At 62.7% G+C, this 17,026-nt stretch carries 18 protein-coding genes and 2 pseudogenes; 15 read left to right on the top strand and 5 right to left on the bottom strand.

Features of this window, described 5'->3' with window-relative positions; translation table 11 throughout:
* Window positions 1–8: 8 nt before the first annotated feature.
* The 13 genes from CKW25_RS06725 to CKW25_RS06670 all read left to right on the top strand — a co-directional run bounded on the left by CKW25_RS06725 (window position 9) and on the right by CKW25_RS06670 (window position 10,805).
* Window positions 9–1,328 carry a cobyrinate a,c-diamide synthase gene (locus tag CKW25_RS06725; protein WP_095078402.1) on the top strand — a complete coding sequence of 440 codons (1,320 nt, stop codon included), beginning with the start codon at window positions 9–11 and terminating at the stop codon, window positions 1,326–1,328.
* Window positions 1,325–1,975, top strand: a complete 651-nt coding sequence (gene bluB / locus CKW25_RS06720; RefSeq protein WP_095078401.1) for a 5,6-dimethylbenzimidazole synthase — start codon at window positions 1,325–1,327, stop codon at window positions 1,973–1,975. Before CKW25_RS06725 ends, bluB begins: the two co-directional genes overlap by 4 nt.
* Complete coding sequence (gene cbiB, locus CKW25_RS06715; RefSeq protein WP_095078400.1) at window positions 1,972–2,880, top strand: adenosylcobinamide-phosphate synthase CbiB; 909 nt, start codon at window positions 1,972–1,974, stop codon at window positions 2,878–2,880. The genes bluB and cbiB overlap by 4 nt, the downstream gene beginning before the upstream one ends.
* On the top strand, window positions 2,873–3,865 hold the full coding sequence (cobD, locus tag CKW25_RS06710; RefSeq protein ID WP_095078399.1) for a threonine-phosphate decarboxylase CobD: 993 nt from the start codon (window positions 2,873–2,875) through the stop codon (window positions 3,863–3,865). The genes cbiB and cobD overlap by 8 nt, the downstream gene beginning before the upstream one ends.
* Window positions 3,862–5,313, top strand: coding sequence for a cobyric acid synthase (locus CKW25_RS06705; protein WP_095078398.1), 1,452 nt, complete (start codon window positions 3,862–3,864; stop codon window positions 5,311–5,313). The genes cobD and CKW25_RS06705 overlap by 4 nt, the downstream gene beginning before the upstream one ends.
* A gap of 123 nt (window positions 5,314–5,436) precedes the next feature.
* Window positions 5,437–5,958, top strand: coding sequence for a bifunctional adenosylcobinamide kinase/adenosylcobinamide-phosphate guanylyltransferase (gene cobU / locus CKW25_RS06700; protein ID WP_095078397.1), 522 nt, complete (start codon window positions 5,437–5,439; stop codon window positions 5,956–5,958).
* A complete protein-coding gene (gene cobT, locus CKW25_RS06695; protein WP_095078396.1) occupies window positions 5,955–7,010 on the top strand; it encodes a nicotinate-nucleotide--dimethylbenzimidazole phosphoribosyltransferase in 1,056 nt (351 codons plus the stop codon). The genes cobU and cobT overlap by 4 nt, the downstream gene beginning before the upstream one ends.
* Window positions 7,007–7,582 (top strand): alpha-ribazole phosphatase family protein, encoded by a 576-nt coding sequence (cobC, locus tag CKW25_RS06690; RefSeq protein WP_095078395.1) that lies wholly within the window; start codon window positions 7,007–7,009, stop codon window positions 7,580–7,582. Before cobT ends, cobC begins: the two co-directional genes overlap by 4 nt.
* A 2-nt stretch (window positions 7,583–7,584) precedes the next feature.
* Window positions 7,585–8,316 carry an adenosylcobinamide-GDP ribazoletransferase gene (locus CKW25_RS06685; protein WP_095078394.1) on the top strand — a complete coding sequence of 244 codons (732 nt, stop codon included), beginning with the start codon at window positions 7,585–7,587 and terminating at the stop codon, window positions 8,314–8,316.
* Window positions 8,317–8,398: 82 nt separating this feature from the next.
* Window positions 8,399–8,803 carry a MarR family winged helix-turn-helix transcriptional regulator gene (locus CKW25_RS06680; RefSeq protein ID WP_095078393.1) on the top strand — a complete coding sequence of 135 codons (405 nt, stop codon included), beginning with the start codon at window positions 8,399–8,401 and terminating at the stop codon, window positions 8,801–8,803.
* 52 nt (window positions 8,804–8,855) lie between these two features.
* The gene (locus tag CKW25_RS06675; protein WP_095078392.1) at window positions 8,856–10,064 is read left to right on the top strand and encodes an MFS transporter; all 1,209 of its coding nucleotides are present in this window, start codon (window positions 8,856–8,858) and stop codon (window positions 10,062–10,064) included.
* Entirely contained in the window at window positions 10,061–10,183 is a 123-nt protein-coding gene (locus CKW25_RS26960) for a hypothetical protein (RefSeq protein WP_256577939.1), read from the top strand. The genes CKW25_RS06675 and CKW25_RS26960 overlap by 4 nt, the downstream gene beginning before the upstream one ends.
* Window positions 10,184–10,253: 70 nt before the next feature.
* On the top strand, window positions 10,254–10,805 hold the full coding sequence (locus tag CKW25_RS06670; RefSeq protein WP_095078391.1) for a glutathione peroxidase: 552 nt from the start codon (window positions 10,254–10,256) through the stop codon (window positions 10,803–10,805).
* 89 nt (window positions 10,806–10,894) lie between these two features.
* Here the strand turns inward: CKW25_RS06670 and CKW25_RS06665 are convergent, their stop codons facing one another.
* The 3 genes from CKW25_RS06665 to CKW25_RS06655 all read right to left on the bottom strand — a co-directional run bounded on the left by CKW25_RS06665 (window position 10,895) and on the right by CKW25_RS06655 (window position 13,298).
* Window positions 10,895–12,166, bottom strand: a complete 1,272-nt coding sequence (locus CKW25_RS06665; protein WP_095078390.1) for an OmpP1/FadL family transporter — start codon at window positions 12,164–12,166, stop codon at window positions 10,895–10,897.
* A gap of 146 nt (window positions 12,167–12,312) precedes the next feature.
* Window positions 12,313–12,795 carry a hypothetical protein gene (locus CKW25_RS06660; protein WP_095078389.1) on the bottom strand — a complete coding sequence of 161 codons (483 nt, stop codon included), beginning with the start codon at window positions 12,793–12,795 and terminating at the stop codon, window positions 12,313–12,315.
* Window positions 12,796–13,073: 278 nt separating this feature from the next.
* Window positions 13,074–13,298, bottom strand: coding sequence for a hypothetical protein (locus CKW25_RS06655; protein WP_007898912.1), 225 nt, complete (start codon window positions 13,296–13,298; stop codon window positions 13,074–13,076).
* 985 nt (window positions 13,299–14,283) lie between these two features.
* Here CKW25_RS06655 and CKW25_RS06645 point away from each other — a divergent pair.
* Both CKW25_RS06645 and rmuC read left to right on the top strand, forming a co-directional pair.
* Window positions 14,284–14,607 (top strand): sel1 repeat family protein, encoded by a 324-nt coding sequence (locus CKW25_RS06645; protein WP_095078388.1) that lies wholly within the window; start codon window positions 14,284–14,286, stop codon window positions 14,605–14,607.
* Window positions 14,608–14,782: 175 nt separating this feature from the next.
* On the top strand, window positions 14,783–16,147 hold the full coding sequence (rmuC, locus tag CKW25_RS06640; protein WP_172736444.1) for a DNA recombination protein RmuC: 1,365 nt from the start codon (window positions 14,783–14,785) through the stop codon (window positions 16,145–16,147).
* 173 nt (window positions 16,148–16,320) lie between these two features.
* Here rmuC and CKW25_RS27345 read toward each other — a convergent pair.
* Together CKW25_RS27345 and CKW25_RS27340 are read right to left on the bottom strand one after the other, a co-directional pair.
* A pseudogene (locus CKW25_RS27345) lies at window positions 16,321–16,401 on the bottom strand (hypothetical protein); the annotation flags it as partial.
* Window positions 16,402–16,840: 439 nt separating this feature from the next.
* Window positions 16,841–16,921: pseudogene (locus CKW25_RS27340) on the bottom strand (hypothetical protein); the annotation flags it as partial.
* Window positions 16,922–17,026 lie beyond the last annotated feature (105 nt).

Raw genomic sequence — 17,026 nt, 5'->3', positions numbered from 1 at the left:
CTTTTCATATGAATAGCTGTCGATACTGCCCAGCGGTGCTGATTGCCGCGCCGGCCTCCGGGCAAGGCAAGACCACCGTCACCGCGGCGCTGGCCCGCTTGCATCGTAATCAGGGGCGCAAGGTCCGGGTATTCAAATGCGGCCCGGACTTTCTTGATCCGATGATTCTCGAGCGCGCCAGCGGTGCGCCGGTGTACCAACTGGACATGTGGATGGTCGGCGAGCAGGAAAGTCGCCGGCTGTTGTGGGAAGCGGCCGCTGAGGCCGACCTGATCCTGATCGAAGGGGTCATGGGGTTGTTCGACGGCACGCCGTCCAGCGCTGATCTGGCACGGCACTTTGGCGTTCCGGTGCTGGGGGTGATCGACGGTACCGCCATGGCGCAGACGTTCGGTGCGCTGGCCCTGGGCCTGGCGCGTTATCAGCCGGACCTGCCGTTCGCCGGGGTGCTGGCCAACCGGGTCGGCACCTTGCGTCACGCGCAGTTGCTCGAAGGCAGCCTGACCGAAGGCCTGCGCTGGTACGGCGCCTTGTCCCGGGAAACCGGTATCGAGTTGCCGAGCCGTCACCTGGGGCTGGTGCAAGCCAGTGAGCTGAACGACCTGGACCTGCGCCTCGACGCCGCTGCCGAGGCCCTGGCCAGCAGTTGCGAAGTGGCATTGCCCCCGGCCGTCGAGTTTGCCGCGCCCGATGTGATCACGGCCGAGCCATTGCTGGCGGGTGTGCGTATCGCCGTGGCGCGCGATGAAGCCTTCGCCTTTACCTACGGTGCGAGCCTGGACCTGTTGCGGGCGATGGGGGCCGAGTTGCGCTTCTTTTCGCCGATCCGCGACCGCGAGTTACCGGAGGCTGACAGTTTGTATCTGCCGGGTGGTTACCCGGAGTTGCACCACGTCGCCCTGGCTGAAAACACCTCGATGCTCGACGCCATCCGCGCTCACCATGGTGCCGGTAAACCGTTGCTCGCCGAATGCGGCGGCATGCTGTATTTGCTCGACTCGCTGACCGATGTCGAAGGCACGCGGGCGGCGCTGGTGGGCTTGCTGGCCGGTGAGGCGGTGATGCAAAAGCGCTTGGCGGCCTTGGCGTTGCAGGCGGTCGACCTGCCCGAGGGCTCGCTGCGTGGCCACACCTACCACCACTCGTTGACCCGTACCGAGCTCGAGCCGATTGCCCGTGGCCTGAGCCCCAATGGCGGACGAGGCGCGGAGGCGGTGTACCGTGTCGGAAGAATGACCGCTTCATACGTGCACTTTTATTTCCCGTCCAATCCGTCGGCGATTGCCGCGCTGTTTGCGCCTGACCTTGAGACTGTGAAGAAACCATGACTGACAACGCCTTCAGTCCGGCCGAGCGCGATGCGGTGTATCGCGCCATCGCCGAGCGTCGCGACATGCGTCATTTCAGCGGTGGCACCGTCGAACCGGCACTGCTGCGGCGCCTGCTCGAAGCGGCGCACCAGGCGCCGAGCGTCGGCCTGATGCAGCCCTGGCGGTTTATCCGCATCAGCGACCGGGCATTGCGCGGCAAGATCCAGCACCTGGTGGAAGAGGAGCGGGTGCGCACCGCCGAGGCGCTGGGAGAACGCTCCGATGAATTCATGACGCTCAAGGTCGAAGGCATCAACGATTGCGCCGAGGTGCTGGTCGCCGCGCTGATGGATGATCGCGAGCGGCACATCTTTGGTCGGCGCACCTTGCCGGAAATGGACATGGCGTCGCTGTCCTGTGCGATTCAAAACCTTTGGCTGGCGTCGCGTGCCGAAGGCCTGGGCATGGGCTGGGTGTCGCTGTTCGAGCCCCAGGCCCTGGCTGACCTGCTGGGCTTGCCGCCCGGGGCCAAGCCGCTGGCGGTGTTGTGCCTGGGGCCGGTCGAGGCATTCTATCCGGCGCCGATGCTGGTGCTCGAAGGCTGGGCGCAACCGCGCCCGCTGAGTGAATTGTTGTACGAAAATGTCTGGGGAGAGAGTCAATGAGTGTGGCCTTGCTGAGTGTCGCCGGGGTAGCGCTGGATGCGCTGCTGGGCGAGCCCAGGCGCTGGCATCCGCTGGTGGCGTTCGGCCGTTTTGCCGATCGCATCGAACAACGTTTCAATGCGGGCGGCCGTGGTTGGCGCAGTCATGGGGTCACCGCGTGGGTGATTGCGGTGTTGCCGCTGACCTTGGTGGTCACCGCGTTTTCCTGGTTGCCTTATCTGGGCTGGATCGTCGAGATTCTCGCGCTGTATTGCGCGCTGGGCCTGCGCAGCCTCGGCGAGCATGTCGAGCCGGTGGCCCAGGCCCTGCGCAGCCATGACCTGGAGGAAGCCCGCACCCGCGTCGGTTATCTGGTCAGTCGCCAGACCAGCGAACTGGATGAGACCGCGGTGGCCCGGGCGGCCACCGAGTCGGTGCTGGAGAACGGCAGCGATGCGGTGTTTGCCGCGCTCTTCTGGTTTGCCGTGGCCGGCGCGCCGGGGGTGGTGCTTTATCGCCTGAGCAACACGCTCGATGCCATGTGGGGCTATCGCAACGAGCGCTTCGAACGCTTTGGTTGGGCGGCGGCGAAAATCGACGATCTGCTCAACTATGTTCCGGCGCGGCTGGTGGCCCTGACCTATGCGCTGCTGGGCAAGACACGTCTGGCGCTCAAATGCTGGCGCACTCAGGGGCCCACGTGGGACAGCCCTAACGCCGGGCCGGTGATGGCCGCAGGTGCCGGGGCACTGGGGGTCGAACTGGGCGGGGCGGCGATCTATCACGGTGAGCTGCATCAGCGTCCGCAATTGGGCGAGGGTGTGCCGGCAGACGCCGACTCGATTGACCGCGGCTGGCAATTGGTCCAGCGCGGGGTATGGTTGTGGCTGCTGATTCTCTGTGTGGGGGCCGAGTTTTATGCTTGAACACGGTGGCCGCCTGCGCAAGGCGGCCTTGCACTACGGCATTGCCGAAGCCGATTGGCTTGACCTCTCCAGTGGTCTGGCACCCTGGCCCTGGGCTATCCCACAGATTCCGTTACGCGCCTGGGCGCGCTTGCCGGAAACCGAAGACGGCCTGGAGCAGGCCGCTCGGGAGTACTACGGTGCGAGCCATGTGCTGCCTGTCGCCGGTTCCCAGGCCGCCATCCAGTTACTGCCGCGCCTGCGTCGTGCCGGCAAGGTCGGCGTGCTGTCGCCGTGTTATGCCGAGCACGCCGAAGCCTGGCGCCGCAACGGTTACATCGTGCGTGAGGTGGTGGAGCAGGAAGTCGATTTTTTCCTCGACAGCCTCGACGTGCTGGTGGTGGTCAATCCGAACAATCCCACCGGCCTGAGCCTGACCCCGGAACGCCTGCTCGAATGGCATGCGCGCCTGGCGCAGCGTGGTGGCTGGCTGGTGGTGGATGAAGCGTTCATGGACAACACTCCGCAGTTGAGCCTGGCGGCGTTTGCCGATCAGGTCGGCCTGATCGTATTGCGTTCGTTCGGCAAGTTTTTCGGCCTGGCCGGGGTGCGGTTGGGCTTTGTGTTGGCCGAGCGCAAGTTGCTCAAGCTGCTCGCCGAACAGGTCGGTCCCTGGACGGTCAACGGGCCGACGCGGGTCCTGGCGCAAGTCTGTTTACGCGATATCCAGGGGCATGCCCTTCAGCGTGAGCGCAGCGAGCACGCGAGCCAGCGCCTGGCGCAGGTCCTTGAGTGCCATGGCTTCAAACCCCAGGGCGGCTGCGCGCTGTTTCAGTGGTTGATCACCGATCACGCCGAGCACCTGTACGAATTCATGGCCCGGCAAGGCATTCTGCTGCGCCTGTTCACCCACAACAGCAGCCTGCGTTTTGGCTTGCCGGCCGATGAGGCCGATTGGCTGCGCCTCGAACACGCCTTCGCCGCCTACACCAAGGAAGCCCCATGACCACGCTGATGGTGCAAGGCACCACCTCCGATGCCGGGAAAAGTACCCTGGTCACCGCGCTGTGCCGCTGGCTGACGCGCCAGGGTGTCGCCGTGGTGCCATTCAAACCGCAGAACATGGCGCTCAACAGTGCGGTCACCGCCGACGGCGGTGAAATCGGCCGTGCGCAAGCGGTGCAGGCCCAGGCCGCCCGCCTTGAGCCGCACACCGACATGAACCCGGTGTTGCTCAAGCCCAACAGTGACACCGGTGCGCAAGTGATCATCCACGGTCGTGCCGTGACCAGCATGAATGCGGTCGCCTATCACGATTACAAAGTCATCGCGATGCAGGCGGTGCTCGCGTCTCACGAACGGCTGAGCGCGACCTACCCGGTGGTGATGGTGGAAGGGGCTGGCTCGCCGGCGGAGATCAACCTGCGGGCCGGCGACATCGCCAACATGGGCTTTGCCGAAGCGGTGGATTGCCCGGTGGTATTGATTGCCGACATCAATCGCGGCGGGGTCTTCGCCCATCTGGTCGGCACGCTGGAGTTGCTGTCTGCCACCGAGCAGGCGCGGATCAAGGGTTTCATCATCAACCGTTTCCGTGGCGACCTCGCCTTGTTGCAGCCGGGGCTGGACTGGCTCGAAGCCCGCACCGGCAAGCCGGTGATCGGTGTGCTGCCCTATGTCATGGACCTGCACCTGGAGGCCGAAGACGGTATCGACCAGCGTCAGGCCGACAAAGCCGAGCAAGTGCTCAAGGTGGTGGTGCCGGTGCTGCCGCGTATCAGCAACCACACCGATTTCGACCCGCTGCGCCTGCACCCTCAGGTTGATCTGCGGTTTGTCGGCCCTGGCCAACCGATTCCGCCGGCCGACCTGATCATTTTGCCGGGTTCCAAAAGCGTGCGAAGTGATTTGGCCTACCTGCGTGCCAATGGCTGGGACGCCGCCATTGCCCGTCACCTGCGCTACGGCGGCAAGGTGCTGGGTATCTGCGGCGGCCTGCAAATGCTGGGTGAGCAGTTGCACGACCCGCTGGGGCTGGAAGGGGCGGCGGGTTCCAGTGCTGGCCTGGGCTTGCTGGCGTTCGAGACCGTGCTTGAGGCAGAAAAGCAGCTGCGTAATGTGCGCGGTCGCCTGGTGCTGGAAAACGCCGACGTCAGCGGCTATGAAATTCATGCCGGGGTGACCACTGGCCTTGCCCTGGAGCAGGCGGCGGTACGGCTGGACGATGGTCGTAGCGACGGTGCGCAGAGCGCCGATGGCCAGGTGCTCGGTACTTACCTGCACGGTCTGTTCGAGTCCCCGGCGGCGTGCAGCGCGTTGTTGCGCTGGGCCGGTCTGCAGGCGGTGCAGGAGGTCGACTACCACGGCTTGCGTGAGCGCGATATCGAGCGCCTGGCCGACCTGGTGGAGACGCACCTGGACACTGGCTTGCTGCGTGAACTCTGTGGCTTGTAGGGGGGCAGCACCGCCTATTTCGCGGGCAAGCCTGCTCCCTCATGGGATCGCCGCGTGCCTGTGGGAGCGGGCTTGCCTGCAAAGACTGAACGCTCCACGGCGCCAATTTCAAGGGATACCACCATGCTGCAACTGATCCTCGGCGGTGCCCGTTCCGGCAAAAGCCGCCTGGCCGAAAAACTTGCCTTCGACAGCGGCCTGGCGGTCACGTACATCGCCACCAGCCAGCCGCTGGACGGTGAAATGAGTGCCCGCGTGGCCCATCATCGCGAACGTCGCCCACCTGAATGGGCGCTGATTGAAGAGCCCCTTGAGCTGGCCCGGGTGCTGCGCGAAACCGCCCGTGCCGAGCGTTGCCTGTTGGTCGATTGCCTGACCCTGTGGCTGACCAACCTGCTGATGCTCGACAGCCCCGAGCGCCTGGCGCAAGAACGTGAAGCCCTGCTCGATTGCCTGGCCTCATTGCCGGGTGAGATTGTGCTGGTCAGCAACGAGACCGGCATGGGGGTCGTGCCGCTGGGCGAGCTGACTCGCCGTTATGTCGATGAAGCCGGTTGGTTGCATCAAGCCTTGGCTGAGCGCTGTCAGCGTGTCGTACTGACCGTCGCCGGCCTGCCCCTGACTCTGAAAGGTACCGCGTTATGAGCGATTTCTGGTGGCTGAACCCGTGCAAGCCGATTAACGCCCAGGCTCATGCGCAAGCGGCGGCCCGGCAGCAGCAGCTGACCAAGCCGGCCGGCTCCCTCGGGCAACTGGAGGCGCTTGCCGTGCAACTGGCGGGCCTGCAAGGGCGGGTCAAGCCGAGCGTGAATCAGCTATGGATCGCCATCTTTGCCGGCGACCATGGGGTGGTCGCGGAGGGCGTTTCGGCGTTCCCGCAGGAAGTCACCGGGCAAATGCTGCATAACTTTGTCACGGGTGGTGCTGCCATCAGCGTCCTGGCGCGGCAGCTGCAAGCGCGGCTGGAAGTGATCGACCTGGGCACCGTGACGCCGTCATTGAGTCTGCCGGGCGTGCGCCATCTGCACATCGGGCCGGGCACTGCGAACTTTGCCCAGGGCCCGGCCATGACGCGGAGCCAGGGTGAGCAAGCTTTGCAGGCCGGCCGCGACAGCGTGTTGCGGGCCATCGCCGAAGGCTCGGAGCTGTTTATCGGTGGCGAGATGGGCATCGGCAATACCACGGCGGCCAGTGCGCTCGCCTGTGCCTTGCTCGAGTGTCCGGTGGCGCACCTCACCGGGCCGGGCACCGGTTTGAACGCCGCGGGCGTGAGCCACAAAGCTCAGGTTATCGAGCGTGCCCTGGTATTGCATGCCGCTGAGCGGGGTGACCCGTTGCAGACCCTGTTCAACCTCGGTGGTTTTGAGATCGCGGCGTTGGTCGGCGCTTATCTGGCCTGTGCCCAGGAAGGGCTGGCGGTGTTGGTGGATGGTTTCATTTGCAGCGTTGCCGCTCTGGTCGCGGTGCGTCTCAACCCGGCTTGCCGCCAGTGGCTGCTGTTCGGCCATCGCGGGGCAGAGCCGGGCCACCGTCATGTGCTGGAGTCCTTGAACGCCGAGCCGTTGCTCGACCTCGGTCTGCGCCTGGGCGAAGGCAGTGGGGCGGCACTGGCGGTGCCCTTGTTGCGGCTGGCGTGCGACCTGCACGGGCAAATGGCAACCTTCGCGGAGGCGGCGGTGGCTGATCGTCCGGCATGACCTTGCATCTGGATCTGCTGCGCCACGGTGAGACCGAGCTCGGCGGCGGCTTGCGTGGCAGCCTGGACGACGCACTGACCGCCAGCGGCTGGGAGCAGATGCGGGCGGCGGTGATCGATCGAGGGCCGTGGGATCGCTTGGTCAGTTCGCCGCTGCAGCGTTGCGCACATTTTGCCCAGGCGCTGGGTGAGCAGTTGCAGTTGCCGGTGATGCTGGACAAGGACCTGCAAGAGTTGCACTTCGGTGCCTGGGAAGGATGTAGCGCGGCGGCGTTGATGGAGACCGATGCGGAGGCCTTGGGGCGGTTCTGGGCCGACCCTTATAGCTTCACGCCGCCTGAGGGCGAGCCGGTTACGGCGTTTTCGGCGCGGGTGCTGGCGGCGGTCGAGCGCTTGCATCAGGCCTATGCCGGCCAGCGTGTGTTGCTGATCAGTCACGGCGGGGTCATGCGTTTATTGCTGGCGCGGGCGCGGGGCTTGCCGCGTGAGCAACTGCTCAACGTCGAAGTCGGCCATGGTGCGATGTTCTCATTGCGCGTCGAGGCGGACGGGGTGCTTGGGGAAGAGGGCTGAACATGTTGCCGTTCTGGATTGCCCTGCAGTTTCTGAGCAGCTTGCCGGTTCGTCTGCCGGGCATGCCATCCCCCCAGGAGCTGGGGCGCTCCTTGCTGTTTTATCCGCTGGTGGGGCTGCTGTTCGGCGTGTTGCTGTGGGCGTTGAACGGGCTGTTGCTCGGTACGCCGACGTTGCTGCACGCGGTGATTCTCTTGAGCGCCTGGGTGCTGCTCAGCGGTGGCTTGCACCTGGATGGCCTGGCCGACAGCGCCGACGCCTGGCTGGGCGGTTTTGGCGATCGCGAACGTACCCTGACCATCATGAAGGACCCGCGCAGTGGCCCGATCGCGGTGGTCACGCTGGTGCTGGTGCTGTTGCTCAAGTTGGCTGCGTTGCTGGCACTGATCGAGCAGCACGCCACGATCGGTCTGATCCTCGCGCCGTTGATCGGCCGCAGTGCGTTGCTGGGGCTGTTCCTCACGACCCCGTATGTGCGTGCCGGTGGCCTGGGCCAGGCACTGGCCGATCATCTGCCGCGCCAGCGTGGTGTGCAGGTCATGGTGCTCAGTGCCGTGGCTTGCGTGCTGATCGGCGGTTGGAGCGGTGTGTTTGCCCTGGTGTTGGCGGTTCCAGTGTTTTTCGGCTTGCGTCAGGTGGTGTTGCGACGCCTGGGCGGGACGACCGGCGATACTGCCGGTGCCGTGCTGGAGTTGCTGGAAGTGGCGGTGCTGGTCGGGTTGGCGCTGGCCTGAAGAGCATTTTGCCCACGTATCTGCCTGCGCTCGTGCGATCATTGCGCTTGCGTTCACTGATTCACGGGTATATACACGCACCATGCTAGCTTCTCAATGTTTATGCACCAACCTGCGTCGCGCCGCTCGAGGCGTCAGCAGGTTTTACGACGGCGCCCTCGACGGCTTCGGGATCAATGTTGCGCAGTACTCCTTGCTGTGCAATTTACAGCGCCTGGATCAGCCGAGTATTTCCGCCCTGGCTGAAGCCATGGGGCTGGACCGCAGCACGCTGGGGCGCAACCTGCGGGTGCTGGAAGGCGAGGGGCTGGTGCGCATGGTTGAGGGAGAAGACCAGCGTAATCGCATCGTGCAACTGACTGACACGGGGCGCGAACGCCTGGCAGCGGCTTTGCCGGCCTGGGAAGCTGCCCAGCAACGGCTGATCGATCGCCTGGGCGCCGAGAAGCGCGCCACCTTGCTGGCCTTGCTGGATGAACTCGCATGAAGCGGGTTTTTTCGATTTTAAACGGGTATATGCCCGTAATTGGAGAATAACAATGACATCGATGTGGCGTACCAGTGGTTGGGTTTTGCTCGGGAGTGCGCTGATTCTGGCGTTGTCACTCGGTGTACGGCATGGCTTTGGCCTGTTCCTGCCGCCGATGAGCGCCCAGTTCGGCTGGGGGCGCGAAGTGTTTGCGTTCGCCATCGCCTTGCAGAACCTGATCTGGGGGCTGGCACAACCCTTCACTGGCGCGTTGGCGGACCGCTTCGGCGCGGCGAAAGTGGTGTGGGTCGGTGGCGTGTTGTACGCCGTGGGCCTGGTGTTCATGGGCCTGTCCGACTCTGCCTGGACACTGTCGTTGAGTGCCGGCCTGTTGATCGGCCTCGGCCTTTCCGGCACCTCGTTCTCAGTGATCCTGGGCGTGGTCGGCCGTGCCGTGCCACCGGAAAAGCGCAGTATGGCCATGGGCATTGCCAGTGCCGCCGGTTCCTTCGGCCAGTTCGCCATGTTGCCAGGCACGCTGGGGTTGATCGGTTGGCTGGGCTGGTCGACGGCACTGCTGGTGCTGGGCATGCTGGTGGCACTGATCGTGCCGCTGGTCAGCATGCTCAAGGATGCACCGCTGCCGGTACTGGGGCATGAGCAGACACTGTCCGAGGCCCTGCGCGAAGCCTGTTCGCACTCAGGCTTCTGGTTGCTGGCGTTCGGCTTTTTCGTCTGTGGTTTCCAGGTGGTGTTCATCGGCGTGCACTTGCCGGCGTATCTGGTGGACCAACACCTGCCTGCCAGCGTCGGCACCACGGTGCTGGCACTGATTGGCCTGTTCAACATCTTTGGTACCTACACCGCGGGCTGGCTCGGCGGGCGCATGTCCAAGCCGCGTTTGCTGACCGCGCTGTACCTGATGCGTGCGGTGGTGATTGGCCTGTTCCTGTGGATGCCGGTCACGCAGACCAGTGCTTATCTGTTCGGCATGGCCATGGGGTTCCTCTGGTTGTCCACCGTGCCATTGACCAACGGTACGGTCGCAACGCTGTTCGGGGTCCGAAATCTCTCTATGCTGGGCGGTATTGTTTTCCTCTTTCACCAGCTGGGTTCATTCCTTGGCGGCTGGTTGGGCGGGGTGGTCTACGACCGAACAGGAAACTATGACTTGATCTGGCAAGTGGCGATTCTTCTCAGTCTGTTCGCTGCCGCCCTGAACTGGCCGGTGCGTGAGCGTCCGGTGGCCCGCCTGCAGGCCCAGGCGGGTGCCGCATGAGTCGTATTGCCGTCGGGCTCGCCGCGGTGGTGGGTGGGGCGCTGCTGCTGGCGCTGGCCTGGTGGGGCTGGCATCAGGGCGGATTGGCGATGATGCAGTTGGGGTTGGGGGCTTGCTGAATCGTCCCTTGCTACGGGCGGGGGAGGGCGAGTACCGTCGCCCCCTGACGATTTCTTGAGGATGCTCGATATGCCACTGCGCTGGCTGGCTGTTCCCGCTCTTGTTCTGGCCGTGGCAGGTTCGGCACTGGCGGCCGGGTGTCCGCCGTTGTATTCGGGGTCGTTGACCCGGTTGCATGCCAAGGACTCCATCGACCTGTGCCAGCGCTTTGCGGGTAAACCGCTGGTGGTGGTCAACACGGCCAGCTTCTGTGGTTTCGCCCCCCAGTTCAAAGGCCTTGAGGCGCTGTACCAGCGTTACAAGGGGCAAGGGCTGGAGATGCTTGGCGTTCCGTCCAATGACTTCAAGCAAGAGTCCGGGGACGGCGCCGAGACGGCCAAGGTCTGCTACGTGAACTACGGTGTGACGTTCACCATGACCGAGATGCAGAAAGTCCGTGGCCCCGACGCCGTGCATCTGTTCAAGATACTGGCCGAGCAAAGCAGTTCGCCGAAGTGGAACTTCTACAAGTACGTGGTCGATCGCCAGGGCAAGGTGATCGGGAACTTCTCCAGCCTGACCAAGCCCGATAACCCCGAGTTCATCCGGGCCGTGGAGCAGGCGCTGGCTTCCAGGCCCTGATCGGCGCCCACTAAAAAGCCCCGCCTCTGTGCCAGAGAGCGGGGCTTTTTTGCGATTCAAGCGAGCGAGCCCTTCAGGCTCGCCGTGAATCAGAAGCGGTAGGTCGCGCCGACACCGAAACCGTTCGCCCAGTTTTCATACTTGGCGTTGTAGCTTTGGCCGAGGTCGTTGCTGTTGTTGACCTTGACCGCTTCTTCCTTGAGGTAGGAGTAGGCCAGGTCGATGGTCAGGTCATCGGTCGGGCTCCAGCCAGCGCCCAGGCTGAAGATCTTGCGATCGCCCGTCGGGATACGCGGGGAGCGATCCACGTTGTTGGTCGGTGCCTGGTCAAACGACAGACCGGTACGCAGGACCCACTGCTTGTTCAGCTGGTACGAAGCACCGATGGCGTGAGCCCAGGTGTCGTGCCAGTTCTGTTCTTCGGTGATTTCGCCGAATTGTCCGCCCAGTACGCCTGGAACGCCTTTGTTCTCGACGGTGATTTCTTTCAGGCGGCTCCAGCGAGTCCAGGTGCTGCCTGCGTACAGGGTCCACTGGTCGTCCAGCTCGTGAGTCACCGAGAAATCCACCGATTCAGGGGTGGTCAGGTCCAGGGACGCGTCGTACTTCTGGTCCTTGCTCTGGCCTGCCAGCGGCAGCAAGCCATAGTTGATCTTGGTGTTGCCCTCGAGCTTGTACTTCACTTTCGAGTGGTAGGTCAGGCCGACACGGGTGCTGTCGGTCAGTTGTGCCAGGACACCGATGTTGTAGCCCAGCGCGGTGTCGTCGCCCTTGATGCGCACGTGTCCGTCAGGCGCAGCCTGGGTAATCGACAGGTCGGACTCCAGGACCCCTTCGATACGGTTGATGGTTGGACCAAAACCGATCGAGACCTTGTCGTTGAACGCGTAGGAAACGGTTGGCTGCAGGGTGACGACTTTTACATCACTCTTGCTGCCGAAGTATTTGCCGGCAAAACCGTTCTCGTAGTCGGTGACCAGGCCAAACGGGGCATACATGCCGACGCCGACGGCCCATTGGTCATCGATTGGCTTGACGTAGTAGCCCATTGGCACGGCGATGAACGGAACCATGTCGCCTTGGTTGGTGCCGCCATTGGGGTTGGAGGTGGCATGGTTGATATCGGTGTGAGCGTCGAGCATGGCGACACCGCCGGTGACTTGTTCGCGCTTGAGGCGCGACATGCCGGCAGGGTTACCGAAAATGGTGCTTGCATCATCTGCGACAGAAGAACGCCCGGCGAATCCAGTACCCATCCCACTGATGCTTTGCTCGTTGATGGCGAAGCCAGCTGCGAAGATCTGGGTGGATGCCATTGTAACGGCGAGGCCAAGCGTGGTTTTGAGCATTACTTTTTTCATTATTAGAACTCCCGGTGATCACCGGGGCGGAAATTACCAACATTTTTGCTTCAGCGCCATAGGCTGTATGCCTTGAGATAGAGCGGTTTTGTAGGACAATCCGACTAGAATCGCGGCTTTTTTTACGATCTTGCAGTTTTGGCTGCTCAGCAGGCGATCTGATTCACGGGTGATACACAGGCTTGCCAGGCGCAGGTGAAATCGCGCAGGCGTCCTTGAGGCTGGAAGGTCTGGCGCCAGATTCGCGCCATACCCAGCAGATCATCTGCTTCGGGGAGGGGGGTGTTTTGTTCTTCTATCAGTAACCAGGCGATGGCGGTGGCGTAGCGCAGGTTCACGGTCAGTTCCAGGTGCGGGCCGCTGAGAAAGGCGTGCTGGCTGGCGAGGCCACGCACCAGGCTGGCGCGATCCGGGTCCCGCGCCAGGTAGTGATCCCAGAGTGCCTGGTGGCGAAGCTCGGCAATCCGGTACAGGCCGTGTCCACGGCGGTCATGCAGGGCGGAACCCAGGGCGGATTGACTGGCTGCGACCCCCAGTAGCAAGGCTTCAGCTGTCGTGCTGTGGCGCCCCAGATAAATCAATGTGGGGCGGATCACAAAGCGGCACAGTTCGCTGGCGGCGATACCCATAAAACCCTCGAAGTGTGGAATGGGCGGCGATACCTGAATGGGTGGGCTTGGCAGCAGTGGGTCGACTCAGGCTCGCCGGAAGCGGATCAGGCCGCTTGAGTTGAAGTCTAGTGTCAATTTCGCGCTGTAAAGGACTGTTTTTAAAATATTTACGGCTTCCAGTTATAAACCTTATACCGGTTGGTGCTTAAGCCGGAACCGCGGCTGGAGAAACATCGGGCAATAAAAAGCCCCGCATTTTCAGCAGGGCTTTCAGGGTTTTCAGCCTTTCTGGCGCTTCAGGCAACCAGTGCCTGACGGGTACGCTCGATCACGGCCTGCAGCGGCTCGGCGCTGGAGTACTGGTCGGGGTACAGGCGTTCGCTGTGACGAGCGATGCCGTGTTCGTTGACCAGGGTGAAGCTGAAGCAGCCTTTGCGAGCGGCCATGATCAGGCAGTTCATTGGTGCGAAGGCGTTGGTTAGGGTGCGAATGGCATCCTGAGTGTGGATTTGAGTAGACATAGTTATTAGGTGTTCCTACAAATGACACGGATAAGAACCGTGCAACGTTAAAACGTTCCAGTAACGTCGATCACCATTGATCGAACGAAGAACCCGACTGGAACAAAGCAGCCAGTTGAAGCGCTATGATTTTTGCGCGCTTGGGCCGGCAGGTAGGTACTTAGGAGGGCAGGCAACACATCAAGGGCAAAGGTTCTGGGCCCGGGGTGAAGATCCTGATCAATTTGCAGGTTGGTTCGGTCAGAGTAAGTGAGCTTCGCAACACCCTTTGCATTCGATTCAAAGGCCGTGTTGCCGCAAGCATTACCTGGAAACCATCGAGGTGGTCGATCCCGTGGTGTCGGTAGAGGCTTCTCTTTAGGGAAGGTATACCGCGGGTGTCGTTCGACCAGAATTGACTTTCAGCTTGGTACTAACGCCGGGGATACTAACGGATTGAATTGGGGAATGGAAGTGTGCTAGGCAAAAAACATTTGGTTACAGGTCCTGGGGTCTTCGGTAGCCGACGGTCAATCGGCGCCATGGCAGGGCAGCACACAATTGTGACAACAAATGCGGGGAGGTAACGGCTTCAAGTGAGTGCTGGACTGCGGACAGTCCCTCCGGGTGTTACGGGTTGGCAGTCATCCGCACGAAAAAAGTGCGCCGATATAACCGCCTCATCGGGACTTGTGCACATTAGTTGCGCAGGCTGTCACCACTCTGTCATTTCACCCTCAAGCACAGTGGGTGCCTGTAGTGAAAGTTTAAGTCAATGAAAAACATCGCTTTTTTTTACTGGTGAAAAAAGCGTCAGTTTGAACGCAGGCCCCATTCCACAAGGCTTCTGGCGAGTTCGAGGAGGGTTGTCCACTGAGTTATCCACAGCTTCTGTGGATTGTCCCGAGCGCTTGCTCTAGGACGGGCGTGCAGGGTTTTTTTCGGCTTTACCTGTACGAAAAAAGGAGTAAAGTTGCGCGCCTTCCGATCTGCCCCACAGTGCTTTATGAAGTTTCGCTCAGTATCAACCTCTGTTACCGACGTACCCTCAAGTGTTACCCCGCCCAAGCGCTTTACGATGCGTGTGGCCGAATGGTTGCTCGACAGTCCGCGCCTGGGGGAAAACCCGAGCGTCAAGCATCTTGCCGGCCACTTGCTCAAGGCGCCGGCCCGTGAAGGTGTGGTGGCAGCGCAAAGTCGCCTGGGCCAGTTGATGTGCCGCGAGTGCGGCAATGCCCGGGACCGCCGCATAGGCCAGGACCTGCTGCGCCAGGCCGCTCGGGCCGGGGACCGGCGTGCCCAGCGCGAATTGGGCCAGATCGAAGACTGAGCTGTCCAAGCCTCGATGGCTTGGTTAACCTTCGGGCTTTAATTCTTCGGCGGGAGTCGTCATGGCTGTGGACTTGACCAGTGTGTTGCTGGGGCTGGCGGGCGCTGCATTGCCATTGCTGGTATTGGCGTGGCAGCTGCAACGACGCCTGGGTGTGGCACAGTCCGGGTTTTCACTGCTGCAAGAACGCCTGAGCACTGCGCAGATGGCGCAGGACGGCCTTAATGCACAGCTCGATGCCAGCCGCGACGAGATCAGTGACCTGGGGCAGGCCAACGCCGCCAAGCAAGCCGACCTGGCTGCCGTGCGCCGTGAGGTCGAGCTGTTGCAGATCGAGCGTGACAATGCCCGTGACGCGGCCCATGCCTGGAACCTTGAGCGCAGCAGCAAGGAAACCGAATTGCGACGCCTGGACGCCCAGGCCGCCTCACTCCATGCCGAGTTGCGCGAGCAGCAGGAAAGCCATCAACAGCGCCTGAACGACCTGCAGGGCTCACGGGATGAGTTGCGCGCGCAGTTTGCCGAACTGGCCGGGAAAATCTTCGATGAGCGCGAGCAGCGCTTTGCCGAAACCAGCCAGCAGCGCCTGGGGCAGTTGCTCGATCCGTTGAAAGAACGCATTCAATCCTTTGAAAAGCGCGTCGAGGAAAGCTATCAGGCCGAAGCCCGCGAGCGTTTTTCGCTGGCCAAGGAGCTGGAGCGCTTGCAGCAATTGAACCTGCGGTTGAGCGATGAGGCGACCAACCTGACGCGCGCGCTCAAGGGCCAGAAAACCCAGGGTAACTGGGGCGAGCTGATTCTTGAGCGGGTGCTGGAGCACGCAGGTCTCGAGAAGGGCCGTGAGTACCAGACGCAAGTCAGCCTCAAGGGGCCGGATGGCGAGCGCTTCCAGCCGGACGTGCTGATTTACCTGCCCGGCGACAAGCAGGTGGTGGTCGACTCCAAGGTCAGCCTCACGGCCTATCAACAGTATGTCGCCGCCGACGACACGGCGGTGGGCCAGGCCGCACTCAAACAGCACGTGCAGTCGTTGCGCAACCACGTCAAAGGTCTGTCCGACAAGGACTACAAGCGTCTGGACGGTCTGCACAGCCTCGATTTCGTGTTGCTCTTCGTGCCCATCGAGGCCGCCTTTTCGGCAGCCTTGCAGGCCGAGCCGAACCTGTTCCAGGAAGCTTTCGATCGACACATCGTGATTGTCAGTCCAACCACGTTGCTGGCCACCTTGCGCGTCATCGACAGCCTGTGGAAGCAGGAGCGGCAGAGCCAGAACGCGCGGGAAATCGCCGAGCGTGCTGGGTGGCTGTACGACAAGTTTGTACTGTTTATTCAAGATCTGGACGAGGTCGGCAATCGCTTGCAGCAACTGGATAAAGCCTACAGTGCCGCGCGCAACAAGCTGACCGACGGCCGTGGCAACCTGGTCAGCCGTAGCGAGCAGCTCAAGCTGCTGGGCGCCCGGGCCAGCAAGAGCCTGCCAGCGGAATTGCTGGAGCGGGCGATGACCGATGTAGATGGCCTGGCCGAATTGCCCGAGTAATCGGGTTTCCTTGTGGCGAGGGAGCTTGCTCCCGCTGGGGTGCGAAGCGCCCCTGAAAGCGTCCAGCCCGCTGTCTCAGACACACCGCATCCATCGGTTTTACGGTTGCTGCGCAACCGAGCGGGAGCAAGCTCCCTCGCCACGGGTTGGCTGTCCCTTCCACGGTGTGTCGACTACAACGGCAAATGCCGGCTCAACAAGGCGCGCAGCGCCGCCGGTTTCACCGGTTTGGCCAGGTAGTCCAGGCCTGGAGCGGGCAATCGGGGTTCCCTGTGGCGAGGGAGCTTGCTCCCGCTGGGGCGCGAAGTGCCGCTAAATGCATCCAGCCCGTTGTCTCAGGCACACCGCATCCATCGGTTGTACGGTTGCTGCGCAACCGAGCGGGAGCAAGCTCCCTCGCCACGGGTTATCTGTCCTTTCCTCGGTGTGTCGACTACAACGGCAAATGCCGACTCAACAAGGCGCGCAGCGCCGCCGGCTTCACCGGTTTGGCCAGGTAGTCCAGGCCTGGAGCGGGCAATCGGCTTTCCCTGTGGCGAGGGAGCTTGCTCCCGCTGGGGTGCGAAGCGCCCCTGAAAGCGTCCAGCCCGTTGTCTCAGGCACACCGCATCCATCGGTTTTACGGTTGCTGCGCAACCGAGCGGGAGCAAGCTCCCTCGCCACGGGTTATCTGTCCTTTCCTCGGTGTGTCGACTACAACGGCAAATGCCGGCTCAACAGGGCGCGCAGCGCCGCCGGTTTCACCGGTTTGGCCAGGTAGTCCAGGCCTGGAGCGGGCAATCGGGTTTCCCTGTGGCGAGGGAGCTTGCTCCCGCTGGGGTGCGAAGCGCCCCTGAAAGCGTCCAGCCCGTTGTCTCAGGCACACCGCATCCATCGGTT

It is taken from the genome of Pseudomonas sp. Irchel s3h17 (assembly GCF_900187505.1).
Classification (GTDB): domain Bacteria; phylum Pseudomonadota; class Gammaproteobacteria; order Pseudomonadales; family Pseudomonadaceae; genus Aquipseudomonas.
Note: the sequence above shows the minus strand (reverse complement) of the source record. Positions and strands in the feature narration are given on the sequence as shown.

Coding starts and splice junctions, on each gene's coding strand:
- cobT (WP_095078396.1), top strand. CDS start 5,955: ATGAGCGATTTCTGGTGGCTGAACCCGTGCAAGCCGATTAACGCCCAG.
- cbiB (WP_095078400.1), top strand. CDS start 1,972: ATGAGTGTGGCCTTGCTGAGTGTCGCCGGGGTAGCGCTGGATGCGCTG.
- cobC (WP_095078395.1), top strand. CDS start 7,007: ATGACCTTGCATCTGGATCTGCTGCGCCACGGTGAGACCGAGCTCGGC.
- CKW25_RS06645 (WP_095078388.1), top strand. CDS start 14,284: ATGAAGTTTCGCTCAGTATCAACCTCTGTTACCGACGTACCCTCAAGT.
- CKW25_RS06675 (WP_095078392.1), top strand. CDS start 8,856: ATGACATCGATGTGGCGTACCAGTGGTTGGGTTTTGCTCGGGAGTGCG.
- cobD (WP_095078399.1), top strand. CDS start 2,873: ATGCTTGAACACGGTGGCCGCCTGCGCAAGGCGGCCTTGCACTACGGC.
- bluB (WP_095078401.1), top strand. CDS start 1,325: ATGACTGACAACGCCTTCAGTCCGGCCGAGCGCGATGCGGTGTATCGC.
- CKW25_RS06725 (WP_095078402.1), top strand. CDS start 9: ATGAATAGCTGTCGATACTGCCCAGCGGTGCTGATTGCCGCGCCGGCC.
- CKW25_RS06670 (WP_095078391.1), top strand. CDS start 10,254: ATGCCACTGCGCTGGCTGGCTGTTCCCGCTCTTGTTCTGGCCGTGGCA.
- CKW25_RS06680 (WP_095078393.1), top strand. CDS start 8,399: ATGCTAGCTTCTCAATGTTTATGCACCAACCTGCGTCGCGCCGCTCGA.
- CKW25_RS06660 (WP_095078389.1), bottom strand. CDS start 12,795: ATGGGTATCGCCGCCAGCGAACTGTGCCGCTTTGTGATCCGCCCCACA.
- CKW25_RS06685 (WP_095078394.1), top strand. CDS start 7,585: ATGTTGCCGTTCTGGATTGCCCTGCAGTTTCTGAGCAGCTTGCCGGTT.
- CKW25_RS06665 (WP_095078390.1), bottom strand. CDS start 12,166: ATGAAAAAAGTAATGCTCAAAACCACGCTTGGCCTCGCCGTTACAATG.
- CKW25_RS06705 (WP_095078398.1), top strand. CDS start 3,862: ATGACCACGCTGATGGTGCAAGGCACCACCTCCGATGCCGGGAAAAGT.
- CKW25_RS26960 (WP_256577939.1), top strand. CDS start 10,061: ATGAGTCGTATTGCCGTCGGGCTCGCCGCGGTGGTGGGTGGGGCGCTG.
- CKW25_RS06655 (WP_007898912.1), bottom strand. CDS start 13,298: ATGTCTACTCAAATCCACACTCAGGATGCCATTCGCACCCTAACCAAC.
- cobU (WP_095078397.1), top strand. CDS start 5,437: ATGCTGCAACTGATCCTCGGCGGTGCCCGTTCCGGCAAAAGCCGCCTG.